The sequence below is a fragment of the Embleya sp. NPDC020886 genome, assembly GCF_044333915.1.
Taxonomy (GTDB): Bacteria; Actinomycetota; Actinomycetes; order Streptomycetales; family Streptomycetaceae; genus Embleya.
Genome location: NZ_JBIRRX010000016.1, coordinates 125,727 through 139,225, shown reverse-complemented (window position 1 = coordinate 139,225; position 13,499 = coordinate 125,727). Strand labels below are relative to the sequence as shown.

The following is a 13,499-nucleotide window of genomic DNA, read 5'->3' as shown; positions in this document are numbered from 1 at the left end:
AGACGGGGTGTGCCCCGGGCTTTCGCCCGGGGCACACCCCGTCTCGTTGCGCCGGCACGGCGCTGCCGGTGTGGCGACTTCGGTGCGGCGGCTTCGGTGCGGCGGCTTCGACCGTTGCTACCGGTGTGGCGGTCGGTGCGTGGTTCAGGTGAGTTCGTCCACCCGATAGCCCGGTACGGACGGCCAACGCACCGTCGGCGCCACCGATTCCTCCGCGCCCGACCACGAGTGGTCCACCCCGTGGCCCCACACCACGGGGTCACCCTGCTTCGCCGACAGCACGCTGTGGCCCGGTCGGTCAAGCCGCCGCGGGTGTGGGGCGCACCTCCGGGGTCCGGGTCGGGCGGGTTCGGCGCAGGTGTTCGGTCACGGTCATGGCGGTCAGCACCAGCGTGGCGGCGGTGAGTGCGGCCCAACCCGCGCCGGCCAGCGATGCGGTCAGCGGGATCACCACGACGGCGGCGGTGATCTGCGCGGCGACCGGTCCGGTGCCCAGGACGTGGCGGTGCCAGGCGTGGCCGAGCAGGAAGGTTGCCACGCCGGCACCCAGCCACCAGCGGTTGGTGTCGGTGCCCAGGTGGTGGATGCCGTCCGAGATGCCCGCCGCGACCAGCACGATGCCGGCGATCATCACCGCGTGCGCCAGGCCGAACGCCACGTAGCCGAGCATCTGCCGACGCTCCACGGACGCGTCCGACATGGCCCGTACGGTGCGTTCGTCGTCGCCGCCGAAGTACGTCCACCAGATGCCGGTGGCGACCGCGATGCCGAGCAGGATGCCCCCCGCGAGCCTCCAGTCGACCGGCCGACCACCCGCGCCGATTCCGACGGCCACCACCGATTCGCCGAGCACGATCAGGATGATCAGTCCGTGTCGCTCGACGAAGTGGTGCGGCTCGACCACGAAGCCGCGAACGCGTCCGATCACCATGGACAGGTACAACACGGCGACGGCCGCCGCCCAGCACGCCCAGGTGCCGGCGTCGGGCAGGTGCGGGGCGATCAGGATCAGCAGCCCGCCGGCCGCGTTGAACGGCGCGAGCCGCACGATCCCGGAGCGGGCCGAGGGCTCGGCCGCGGTCAGGAACAGCGCGACGTGCATCCCGACCGCGACCAGGAACGCGAGGCCGAACGCCCAGCCGTCCGGGTCGAACGCGTAGGGCAGATCCAGGCCCATCACGAAGAACGAGGTCATCGTCAGCGCCAGCAACAACCGCACCGCGGTGGCGTCCGGGCGCACCGCGTTGGTCAACCAACTGAACGCGCCGAACATCCACCACATCGCCGCCAGCGGCAACATGCCCTGGAGCAACCCGCTCCAGCCCGGGTGGGACTCCACCTGGTGGGTGGCCTGGGTGAGTACGAAGACGAAGACGAGGTCGAAGAACAACTCGATCGGCGTCACGCCGGTGGGCCGCTCGGCCTCGACGGGTGCTTCGGCGGGGTCGTGCGGGAGTCGGATCGGGATTTCGTCGGTGGTTTCCAGGGGGACTTCGGTGGCGGTTCCGACGGGGATTTCGGTGGCTTCGAGGGCGGGCCGGTAGGCGGGGTCCGTCGGTGAGGGCGGCGCCGGTATCGCGGCGTCGCTTCGATCGGCGTCGCCGGGAGCCGAGGAGGGTCTCATTCGTTCGCTTTCGTGGGTCCGGGTGCGCTCATCGGGGAGCCGAGGCACGGCACCGGGGTACGGGCCGACCGAGGTCCGGCCCGGTCCGATGCGAGTCGCGCACGTGCGCGGGCCCATCATCACCGCGTCGTCTGTTTCGGAACAGCGCGTTCTCCGCGCGTTCGCGATCGGCGTAGCCGCGGCGGGCCGGATGTCCGGCCCGCCGCAGGTGTGTTGGTCGGCCGTCGGGAACGGCCTCCGGAAGGCCCGGGAGCGGCCCGGGAGTTCACCGGCTGCGGCTCGACCCGCCGGCCCGCCCGGGGTTCACGAGCAGAGGATGATCAGGGACGTGATCACGGTGCACGAGGCCGAGGAGGCGTTGTCGGCCGGGTTGGGGTCGTCGGGCGTGCTCGCGGTGCGGGTCGCGGTGACCTCGTAGGCGAGGCCCAGGCTGAGCAGGGCCACCGGGGCGGTGAAGTGGCGGGTGGTCGCCGCGCCCTTGGCCAGCGGGCCCACCGTGCAGGTCACCGTGCGGTTGGCCACCGCGCAGTCGGGTGAGGTCGCGAGCATCGGCACCGGCAGCGGCGCGCTGACGGTCGCCGAACCGAGTGCGTCCGGCCCGCGATTGGTGACGGTGATCGTGTAGTCGATGTGCGCGTCGAACAACGACGGCACGCCGGTTGCCTGGAGCGCGACCGCCACATCGGCCGTGCTCGCGACATAGGTGTACCGATCGGCCGGAACGCTCGCGCTGGTCCCGCCGGCGGTGCTCACCCGCACGTCCACCTGGCCGGCCCCCGGCCCCGGCGGCGCGGTCACCGTGCACGAGGTCGCGGTGCACGCGAACGAGGTCGCGGGCCGGCCCGGACCGAAGGTGACGCCGGTGGCGCCCGCGAGGTTGCTGCCGGTGACGGTGACCACCGTAGCGCCCGCCTCGGGACCGGAGTTCGGGCTGATCGAGGTGACCGCGGGCACGGCCGTGTAGGTGTATCGGTCGGCGGCCGAGGTCGGGCTCGTACCGCCGGGCCCGGTCACGGTGACGTCGACGGTGCCGGGTGCGCCGGGCGGCGCGGTGGCGGTGATGGTCGTGTCGTTGACGACGGTGAAGGATGCGGCCGGGGTCGCGCCGAACGCGACGGCGGTGCTGCCGGTGAAGTGGGTACCGGTGACGGTCACCGAGGTGCCGCCGGCCGTGGGGCCGAAGTTCGGGGCGACCGAGGTGACGGTGCGTGGTTGCGGGACGCCGACCACGACGATGCCGTACGGGGTGCTCCCGACCGGGACGGTGGCCACCACCGCGGCGGACGCCGTGTCGATCACCGACACGTCGCCGGACACGGCGTTGGTGGTGTAGACGAAGCCGCCCGCGACGTGCAGCGTGAGGTTGGCCGGGTAACTGCCCACCGGCACGGTGTCGGTCACCGTGTTCGTGGTCAGGTCGACGACCTTGACGGCCGCCGGGAAGGCGGAGACGTAGGCCCTGGTGCCGGCCGCGTTCACCGCGACGTTGCTGGCGTCGGTGATCGGGACGGTCGCGGTGAGCGCGCCGCCGGCGGTCAGGTCGAGGGTCCACAGGCCGGACTGGTCGTCGACGGCGTACAGGTGTGTCCCGTCGGGGCTGAGCGCGGCCCCGTCGGGCGAACCGGGGAGCGTGATGGTCGCGCCGACGGTGGCGGTGGCCGGGTCGATCACGGAGACATTGCGGCCGGCGTTGTTGACCGCGTACACGTGGGCGCCGTCGGGGGCGACCAGGACCGCGATCGGGTTGGTACCGACCGGGATCGTGGCCGCGACCGTGTTGGTCGCGGTGTCGACCACGAGTACGGCATTGCCCTGCGCGACGTAGAGGCGGCGGTCGGTCGGGTCGACGGCCATCGCGAACGGCTTGCCGCCGGTGCCGATCGTGCCGGTGACGGTGTCGGTGGCGGTGTCGATCACCGAGATGCCGGCGTCGTCGAAGTCGGCCACGTAGACCCGGGTGCCGGCGTGGTTGGCGGCGAGCCCGTACGGGCCCCGGCCCACCGGGATGGTGGCCGTCGTCGTGTTGTTCGCGGTGTCGATCACAGAGACCGTGTTCGAGCCGGAGTTGGCCACGTACGCGGAGACGCCGGGACGGGCCGCGGCGGCGGGCGTGGCTCGGCCGACCATTCCGGCCACGAGGCCGGCGGCGATCAGCGTGACGGTCGCGAGCAGCGCGATCGGGCGGCGGGGCAACGTCGCGGATAAGGGACGGCGGGCATTCCGGCGCTGCCCGGTGGCGGGTCGCGGGTGGTGCGAATCGGGGGGCTCGGCCAAGAAACCGCGGCGCCTGCGGCCGGGCGGTGCGTGATGGAGCGACATCGGGATCCCCTCCCTGGAGTTGGACCACACCGGGCCGTCTCCACCAGGGCACGTCGATCCCCGCCCCGTACGGCACTCGGGCCCCACCCGAATCGAGACGGCCGCGAATCACGGATCGCGATTCGTCGGTGCATCGCCGGAAACGTACCGGGGAAGCGGGTGGCGATGTGACCGGAATGGCCAAATGGTGGCGCCGGGGCGGGAGTTGGTGTAGGTGGGGAACCGCGCCGGACCGGCCGAGCGTCCGCCGGGGGCGAATCGGCGGACGTCCGACCGGACTTCGGGGGCGGGGCTATTCGGGCAGCGGTAGGTGCTCGGAAACCGGTAGCCGCTCGGAGACGGGTGGCTGCTCGGGAACGGGTAGCCGCTCGGGAACGCGTGGCTGCTCGGGAGGCGGCCGGCTACTCGGGGGCGGAGAAGATCATCCGTACCTGGGTGGTGCGGTAGCCGGCCCGGCGGAAGGCGGCGGCCATCGGGGCGTTCGTCATGTCGGTGGTCGCGGTGATCACCTCGGCGCCCCGGTCGGCGTGCAGGCGGGTGATCTCGGCGAGCAGGTCGGCGACGTAGCCTCGGCCGCGCAACTCCGGGACGACGCCCAGGTATCCGACGTTGGGGTGGTACGGCGTCGCGGACGGGATGGCCAGGCCGACCAGGGTGCCGTCGGCGGTGTGGGCGAGGCGCCACCAGTCGCGCTCGCCCGGGCAGTCGAGGTAGAAGTCCATCTCCTTGCGGGCGGCAGCTTCCGGGCCGTAGGCGGCCGGCCCCCGGCGGGTCTCCGCGTCCAGACTGCCCTCGGCGATCCGCCCGAACACGGCCAGGAACGCGGCGTCGTCGGCCTCGGTGAAGGTGAGTCGGCCGGACCCGATCGGCACGCCCAGGTCCGGCGACCACTCGAAACGCAACCGCTCGACCTCGTGGCTCAGACCGGCCGCGAGCGCGGCCTCGCGGCGCCAGGCGAGCGCGGCGGAGACGGCGGCATCCGCGCGCCACCCCTCGGTCAGCGTCACGTTGTACAGCGGCGGCCGCTCGGCCCCGGCCGCCGCGAACGCCCGCAGGCTCGCGGCGATCAGCTCGGCGCCGACCGAGGCCCGGTCCGCGACGGTCGGGTCGACGTACAGGCAGTCCAGCGCGGCGGGATGCGCGCTGTCGGTCGGCCCCCACCACAACGCCCGGGCCAGGACCCGATCGTCCCGCTCGGCGATCCAGGTCCACTCCGGGCGGTACATCCCGTCCGCGGCTTCGGCCAGGTAGCGGTCGGCGGAGATCGAACCGATCGGTTCCCGGACCTCGCACGCGAGCACGCGAGGCAGATCGCTCGGGGTGGTGGAACGGAAGTGCACGGTGCCTCCGGACAGGCGGTCGACGGCGTTCGCCAGGAATGCGAAACGCGAAACAGGCGTCGAATATACGCGCGAAGATCGGCACCGGCCGGGGCCGCGTTCGGCGTTTCGGCTCGGGTCGGCGTCCTCAGCGTCCGGTCGGGTCGGGCCTCGGCAGGTAGACGGTGCGGCCGAGGGCGCGGGCCTCGATCGCGGCCGGGACGCGCGGGGCCACGGTGCTCGGGAGCAGTTCGGCGGCTCGGTCGAGGGTGACGAACGCGTACTCGTCGAGTTCCTCCTCCTGGATCCGGATCGCGGCGATCTGCTCGGGGGTGAGCGTGCCGCCGTCGAACATCCAGCCGGTCAACGGCCGCGGCCTCGGGTCGAGTTCGGGCACCCAGTCGATCACCAGCAACTCGCCGACGGGGAGGTCGAGTCCGAGTTCCTCGCGCAGTTCGCGCGCGCACGCCACGTGCGGTGGCTCGTTGCGGTCGACGAAACCGCCGGGCAGGTTCCAGTAGTCCCGGTAGTTGGGATTGACCAGGAGCACGCGCCCCTCGGCATCGGTGATCAGGGCGGAGGCGGCGGCGTAGAGGGCGGGCAGTTGCGCGTACCACTGCTCGGGCGGAAGGTACTCATGGGTCATCTGCTCGACCCTAGCTCCATCCGGGCCGGCGGGCGGGAGGCCGGTGATTTTGCTCGCGCGGGTCCGCAGGGTCCGCGTGGCCCGCGTGGCCCGCGAGCGCTGCGGCGTCCGCCCAGGCGATGGGTGGTCGGGGCAGTCGGGGTGCCTGGGGCCGGGAGCGGGCGGCCGTCGGCCATGGTCGGCGCAGGTGGCCGTGGCACGAACCGTATGGCCGCCTGTGCCGACCCACCCGTGGTGCTCTTCCGCCGTCTTCCGGTCTTCCCGTCGTCACTCGGGGAGGACGAACCTCCTCGCGGGTCGACCCCGGCGTCGGAGCACCACGGCTGATGCCGCCTCCGGTCTTGCGATGGTCGGTCGCTACGGCCGTTCGATCCTTCTCACGGCCTATTCGCTCGCTCGGGCGAAACCCGGTCGCTCGGGCGAAATCAGTCGGCGGGCCTGCCGAACCAGCGGGAGAGATGGTCGTCCAAGTCCTGCTGATCGTCGCCGATCCAGGCGACGTGGCCGTCGGGACGTAGCAGGACGCACGGCACATCCAGTGCCGCGGTGGGATCCGCGAGGTGGTCGACCCGGTCCGACCAGCCGCCGACGGTCAGGTGTTCGGTGCGGTCCAGCAGCAGGCCGCGGCCGCGTCGCAGCAGATCGTAGAGCCGGCCCTGCTTCACGTCGATGTCGCGCAGTCGGCGGCCGAGCAGGTCGGGGCCCGCGCCGAAGTCGTAGCGGATGCCGATCGCGGTGATCTTCTCGATCAGATGGCGGTTCACCTCGTCGAAGTCCATCAATTCGGTGAGCAGTCTGCGTACGGCCTGCGCGCCCGGTTCGGTGGAGTGCAGTTCCATCTGGGCGCGGGTATTGTCCAGCACCTCTTCGGCGACCGGACGACGTTCGGCCTGGTAGGTGTCCAACAGCGTTTCCGGCGCCCAGCCGCGGATCTGTGCGGCCAGTTTCCAGCCGAGGTTGAATGCGTCCTGAACACCCAGATTGAGGCCCTGCCCGCCGGTGGGTGGATGGATGTGCGCCGAGTCGCCGGCCAGCAACACCCGCCCGTCCCGATAACGCTCGGCCAGCCGGGTGGCATCCCCGAAGCGGGACAACCAGCGCGGGGAGTGCACGCCGAAATCGGTTCCGGCGATGGCGCGAAGCTGTTCCTTGAAATCCTCCAGGGTCGGCGGTTCCGCGCGCTCGCCGACTTCCGCGCCTCCCGCGCCTCCCGCGACGGGGACGACGACGCTGTATGCCCCGCCGCCGAACGGCCTGAGCCAGAACCGCTTTTCGGTCTCGCCGATTTCGGCCACCTTGGCGGCGATCTCCTCCGGCGGTGCCCCCACTTCCATCTCGCCCATCAGCGTCTCGGTCCGCGAAGGCTCGCCGGGGAACCCGACGCCGAGCAATTTGCGCACCGTACTGCGTCCGCCGTCGCAACCGACGAGATAGCGCGAACGCAATCGTTCACCGTCGGCCGACTCGACGGTCACGCCCTCCTCGTCCTGCGCGAAATCGACCACCGCACAACCACGCCGGACCTGCGCACCCAGTGCGATCGCATGTCCTTCGAGCAGCTCGACGATGACCGGCTGGGGAATGCCCAGCAGATAGGCGTGCGCGGAATCCAGATTCTTGGGCACGGGTTTGTTGATGGCGGCGAAAAATCCGCCGGCCGGTCGCCGTCTTCCGTGTTCGAGAATGCGATCCAGCAGTCCGCGCATTGCCATCAGCTCGATACTGCGAATATGCAGACCGACCACGCGAACAAAGGAAACCGGTTCGGTTTCCTTCTCCAGAACGAGTACCCGCACGCCATGCAGCCGCAGTTCGGCGGCCAGCATCGCGCCGGTCGGCCCGCACCCGGCGATGATCACGTCGAACACGAGGGGCGCACGATCGGTGCCGGCAGCCGGCGCCCGGAGTCCGGGGACGTCGCCCACACTGAAGTCTCGCTCGACCGGGTCGTTCGACGCCGGCTCGGGGGTGAACTTCGGAGAGTTCATGGATGTTGCCTTTCGGGAGTGCCTTATTGGCAAGGTGCTCCCGGCGACACCTACATCGATCGCCCAACCGTGACGGCAGGGGGGAGCACCCATTTCGCTACAGCGTTCATGGGTCTCACCTCCTCGGGCGGGGTCACGGCCGAATGCAAGCTACAAGCCACGACATCACCACGTCCAACCCTTTCCCCGTGCGGGGTCTGCCGGTGGTGTGGGGCTCCGGTCCGGGCTCGGGTGCGGGTGGGCGCGGACCGGAGCCGTGTCGTGGTGGCCGGTGGGTCAGCCGGCGGTCAGGCCGCTGTCGTTGTGCAGGATGGCGCCGTGCACGTTGCGGGCCTCCTCGGAGGCGACGTAGGAGAACATCGCGGCGATGTCCTCCGGCTGGGCCATCGGACGCGGGGTCATCGCCCGGCCGACCAGGTCCCAGTCCACGTCCGCCGGCATCTGGTAGTTGGCGACCAGGTTGGTGTCGATGCCACCCGGCGCGATCGCGTTCACGCGCAGCGGCTGCTTGGCGAACTCCCAGGCCAGCGACCGGGTCAACTGCACCACGGCACCCTTGCTCATGGTGTAGACGACGCCGTACGCCAAGCCCATCACCCCGGCGTTGGACGCGATGTTGACGACGTTGCCGGAACGCTCCAGCAGGTGCGGGATGGCGGCCTGGCACATGAAGAAGTAGCCGTCGATGTTGACGCCCATCATCCGCCGGTAGTCCGCCTCGGTGACGTCGAGTACGTGCTCGGCCCGCGCGATGCCGGCCACGTTGCCCAGCACGTCCAGCCCGCCGAACTCGGCCACCGCCGCCGCGACGGCCGCGAAGCACTCCTCGCGGACCGACACGTCGGTGATCCGGGTCACGACCTTGCCCGCGAGCCCGGCGGCCAGCTCCGCGGTTTCGTCCAACGCCGCCGCCGCGATGTCCAGCGCGAGCACGTTCGCGCCCTCCGCCGCCAGGCGCAGCGTGGTCGCGCGACCGACCCCGGAACCCGCCCCGGTGACCACCGCGGTCTTGCCGTCGAACCGACCGGACACGTGGGCTATCGACATACGTTCACTCCATCGCACGAGAGCGGTGTGGCGCGCGAACAGGCGCCCATGACCAGAGGTGACGGATCGTGCCATAGCCACGATGGGGAAACCAGGGTCATCGGCCGCTGCGCTCGGCGTCACATCGACGTCACATCGGTGCGCCGAAACGAACCGCGTTCGGGCCGCGATGCCGGGCCGGGGTACGGATCGCCGCCCACGCGGCCGGAGGTGTCGCGCCGGCCGGCTCAGGCATCGGCGGGCGCGGCTCGGGGCACGGCTCGGCCATGCGACGCGCGACCGACCGGGCCACCCCCGTCGGCCACCGGCCGCGAGCGCCCTGGACGCGGGTGGGCGCCGTGCACCATGGGCGGCCCCGATCGGGGATCGGCACGGCGCGCCGATGGGCATCTGCCGGCGTGGGGCGGGCGGGGCCACGGAGCAGGGGCGGGCCGGGCGAGCGGGAGCGGCGATTGTCGAGGGGCTTCGCCGGGTTGTGGGCTCGGGTCGGCGGGCAACGCCTACTTCCTCGGTGACGGTGGTGCCATGGGTGGGTGGCGGGGCTTGAACGGTCGAGGCGATGCGCCGTTGGCGGCTGCGAAGTCGGGTCCGGGTGAGGTGGGATGTTGCCGGATGTCGGGAGGAACCCGGGGGAGACAGCCCTCGGGGTAGAGGTCGAGTTCCACCTCGGCGAATTGTTCCGCCGTGAGTGGCGGCATGAATCCGGCGGGGTAACGATGCATCAGGGGCTGGGGGCCGAGGTTTTCATAGCCGTGTGCGGCACAGTTCAGGGCGACCAGGTGGGGGCCTTCACCGCACCCTCCGGGTGAGTACAGGCGGTCGTGGATCAGGCACACGGAGCCGAAGGCCGGGCAGACGTCGTCTTCTGTCGGTTCGTGGAACTCCGGGTCCAGGACGACGTGAACCACGATCTCCTGAAAGTTGCCGCGGGGAATGGGGCGTGGATCCCGCCACAGCAGCTTCGCGGGGAGCATGCGGCCATGACCTCCGATGGAGGGGTCGAGACGGCTTCCGGTGATGTCGCCGGAAGGCCGTGGGGATGCGTTGGGCGACGGCCTCGGTGCTGTGGGTGGGTGTGTTGTGGTGGGTCAGAGGCCGGCGTCGGCCAGGTCGGGGTCTTCGGCCTGGGCGCGGCGGGCGGTCAGTTCCTCGTGGGCTTGTTGGAGAAGGCGTTCGGCGGTGCGCTCGCTGACGTCGAGTCGGTGGCGGACCTCCTCGACGGTCAGGTCGGTTTCGGCCGCGAGGAGGGAGACCAGGGCGAGGACGCGGTGGTCGCGGCGCGCGGCGCTGGTGAGCGCCGATCCGTCCGCTCTGCGGCTCTGGTTCGGGATGTCGTGGTTGTGGTCGTAGTCGATGGGAGGGGCGGCGCGCGGGGTTTCAACGACGACGTCGATGCTCGGCGGGTCCACGGGCCGGTCCGACTGCGCGTGCGATGGTGGGTTCACCGGCCGGTTCGACTGCGCGCCCGACAGGGGGTCCACCGGCCGGTCCGACGCTCGCGGGGTGGCGTCCGGCTTCGGGGCTCGCCGGCTGCTCGGATCCGAGTTCGGACCGGTCGGGCCGGGGGGCGTGATGCTCTTGGTTGCGTACCTGGGCACCGCGTCGGTGGGCGTGGGGTTCGGCGATGCGCCGGGCCCGGGGTGGTGTGGGTCCTCCTGCCAACGCACGTCGGCGGTCGGGGGTTGGTGCAGGTCTCCGTCCACCCATGACCCGGCCCCATCCTGCCGGTACGCGCCGACCGTGCCCGTCCGTGCCGCATCGGCAGGGCGACCGTCGTCGGTCCCGACCGGCGACAGGTCGGTGGCCGCCGCATGGGAGCGGAGCGGTCCTTCGGTATCCGGCGCGGTGGTCGGGGCATCGGGGGCGCGGTGGGCGTCGACGCGAGTGGGGTCCGGATGCGATGCCGCGATACGCGCCGCAGGGTCGGGGTCCGGGTCCGCGTCGTCCGGCCACGCGCCGGTCGTTTGGCGGTGGGCGCCCGCTCGGCCGGAGGACTCGGGGCGCACGTCACGAGGCGGGTTCGTGGCACCCGCCACCGCCCGGTCCGCGACATGCCGACGCCCACCGGCGCCACGTGAGCCGTCATGGCGGGTACCTCCGCCACCCGACGACGCGGCCCCCGCCTCACGAGGCGCGACCACGGCGCCCCCGGCAACCGTCCGGCGATCGGCCGTGCGCTCCGGCGACTCGGGCGACCCGGTCGCGTTGCCGACGCGGAGGGCTCCGGTGTCCGTCGCGATCATCGCCGCGCCCGGGTCGCGGTCCGCAGGCCCCGGCAGGCCGGCCGCCGTGCCGCGAACCGCGGTTGCCCCGTCCCACGACACCTCCGGCTCGCCGGCTCGGAAGCTCGGCTCATCCGGCGGAGGCGCCGCCACGCCTTCGTCCCGGGCGGGCAACCGCCCGACCTCGGCGCGCCCGTTCGGCGCCCCGAGCCCGGAGGACGCGCCGGGGTACGACACCTCGGCCTCCGACGACACAGCCTGCGAACCCCGATACGCGCCATCCACGTACCGGCCGTCCCCGTCTCCACCGTCCAAAAAAGCCAACGGCTCCACGCCGTCCCACTCCCCCACATCCACCGCCGCACGAACCGAGGGACCGCCCGGGTACGGCACGTCGGCCTCCGACGACACAGCCTGCGAACCCCGATACGCGCCATCCACGTACCGGCCGTCCCCGTCTCCACCGTCCAAAGAAGCCAACGGCTCCACGCCGTTCCACTCACGCACACCCGCCGCCGCACGAACCGAGGGACCGCCCGGGTACGGCACGTCGGCCTCCGACGACGCGGCCTGCGAACCCCCGTGCCGGCCGTCCGCGTCTCCGCTGCCCGACGAAGCGGGCAGCGGCGTGTGGCTCGACCCGTCCGGGTGCTCCATCGTGCCTGTCGCCCCCGGGGTCGCGGAGCCGGTCGGCGCGAGCGGGGCGGCCGGGTGGGAGTGGGGGATCCGGGGCGCGGGTTTGGTCATCGGCATCGGTGCGGTGGCTGCCGGGCGGCTCGTCGCGACTCGGGTCGGGGACTCGGTCGCCGGTCGGCCGGGGGCTGCGGCCGGGGTGTCCGAAGCGGGCGAGGGTGGCCTCGGGGCGCGGCTCGGATCTCCCACGGCGGCGGGTGAAGTCGGGGTCGGGCCGCCCGCGTTGCGCATCCCGAGGGCCGGGTGGTGGTCGAGGTGCTCGGCGTGACGCGGGCCCGGGACGGTCGCAGCGTGCGTCGTGGACGCCGGGCCGGCGGGGGTCGAGACGGCGACGCCGGCCACACGGCGGGTCAGGGTCGACAGTGGCGTGCCGCCCTCGGGGGGCGTCGTGCCGGGGTGCGGCCGGCCGTCTCGGTGGTGGGTCGGGGCGGTGGCGTCCGGGGTGGGCCAGGTCATGTTGGCGAGCCGGCCGACGTCGACCAGGACGCGTAGTTGCGGGAGCACGGCGGCCTCCACCTCGGCGTCGGCCAGGCGTACCCGCGCGGCCGTGCGTTGGGCGAATGCCTCGGCGCGGCGGTACCGGCGATCGAGGCCGCGCCTGGGCCGTGTGGTCGAACGACCGGTCCCGTCGACCCGGGCGACGGCGCGTGCCTCGGTGGCCTGCCGCAGCCGGTACAGCGCGCGGGCCGCGCGGCGCTCGCGGACACGTTCGGTCGCGTCCGCCGCGCCCAGGTATTCGTCGGCGGCGAGTTCGGCCAGCACGAGCACCCGCTCGATCGGGTGCAACCAGCGGATCCAGCCGACCCGACGGTCGGCCCGTTCGGTCCGCGCGTGCCGCTCCTCGGCCAGACCCAGCTCCCACAACACGGCGGCGATCGGCGCCCAGATCCCCAGCGCGAACGCCTCGCCGACGTTGGCCCCCTCACTGGCCGACATCGAGGCGGACAGCAGCGCGAGCACCCACACGAGAGCCCCCGACAGGCCCGCCGCGGCGCCTCGCGCGGCCCGCCGGCGAGCCCGTAGCGCGCAGACCACCGCGGCGAAGTCCAGTGCGACGAACGGCAGATACGCCCACGGCCCGTACAGGCCCATGACGTCCCGACCGAACTTGCCGAGTTGGGCCGCCGACAGACCCGCCGCCGCGGCCGCGACCGCCGCCGTCAGCAGGTCCTCGACCCGCCGCCCGCGCCGGTCCCTGGTCGCGGTCCGGTCGTTCTCGAGTGCCTTGCGGGCCTCCTCGGGCAGGGCCGCGACCCGGGCCCGTTCGGCGACCGCGCGGCGGCGGGCACGTTCGACGAGGACGGCCGAGGCGAGAACGACGAGGGCTCCGGCCAGATAGGGCCAGTGCCGGGACCAGTCCCAGCGCGCGAGGTCCAGCATGTGTACGACATCTCCTTCGTCCCGCGCGGGAGGCACGGGTCCGACTCGGGAAGTGCTCGTGTCGATGGGTGATTCGGGTCGCGGAAGAGGGGTCGAGCGCCGGTGGAGGATCCTCCGACGGTCGGAAGTGACCATCCTTCGGACGGGACCGTGTGTTCGATGGAGACGGTCCTTCGGTGGGCGAACCTACCTTCGCGGGCTGAGCGTCCACTTTCGGCACCCGTCTTCACGTGCTGCACGCCGCTGCGTGTGCTGCACGTG

Annotated in this window: 7 protein-coding genes and 1 pseudogene; all 8 read right to left on the bottom strand. The window is 72.4% G+C overall.

Going from position 1 to position 13,499, the window contains the following annotated elements; translation table 11 throughout:
- Positions 1–144 precede the first annotated feature (144 nt).
- A pseudogene (locus ACH4U8_RS38095) lies at positions 145–306 on the bottom strand (signal peptidase I); the annotation flags it as partial.
- On the bottom strand, positions 299–1,624 hold the full coding sequence (locus ACH4U8_RS38090) for a low temperature requirement protein A (RefSeq protein WP_395782745.1): 1,326 nt from the start codon (positions 1,622–1,624) through the stop codon (positions 299–301). The pseudogene ACH4U8_RS38095 and the gene ACH4U8_RS38090, both read right to left, overlap by 8 nt.
- Positions 1,625–1,927: 303 nt before the next feature.
- Complete coding sequence (locus tag ACH4U8_RS38085) at positions 1,928–3,817, bottom strand: IPT/TIG domain-containing protein (protein WP_395782744.1); 1,890 nt, start codon at positions 3,815–3,817, stop codon at positions 1,928–1,930.
- A 527-nt stretch (positions 3,818–4,344) separates the two neighbouring features.
- Positions 4,345–5,283 (bottom strand): GNAT family N-acetyltransferase, encoded by a 939-nt coding sequence (locus ACH4U8_RS38080; protein WP_395782743.1) that lies wholly within the window; start codon positions 5,281–5,283, stop codon positions 4,345–4,347.
- 127 nt (positions 5,284–5,410) lie between these two features.
- Positions 5,411–5,908 (bottom strand): NUDIX hydrolase, encoded by a 498-nt coding sequence (locus tag ACH4U8_RS38075; RefSeq protein ID WP_360322717.1) that lies wholly within the window; start codon positions 5,906–5,908, stop codon positions 5,411–5,413.
- Between the two features lie 425 nt (positions 5,909–6,333).
- A complete protein-coding gene (gene rox, locus ACH4U8_RS38070; protein WP_395782789.1) occupies positions 6,334–7,896 on the bottom strand; it encodes a rifampin monooxygenase in 1,563 nt (520 codons plus the stop codon).
- A 276-nt stretch (positions 7,897–8,172) separates the two neighbouring features.
- Positions 8,173–8,943 carry an SDR family oxidoreductase gene (locus ACH4U8_RS38065; protein WP_360322731.1) on the bottom strand — a complete coding sequence of 257 codons (771 nt, stop codon included), beginning with the start codon at positions 8,941–8,943 and terminating at the stop codon, positions 8,173–8,175.
- 1,088 nt (positions 8,944–10,031) lie between these two features.
- Complete coding sequence (locus ACH4U8_RS38060) at positions 10,032–13,238, bottom strand: hypothetical protein (protein ID WP_395782742.1); 3,207 nt, start codon at positions 13,236–13,238, stop codon at positions 10,032–10,034.
- Positions 13,239–13,499 lie beyond the last annotated feature (261 nt).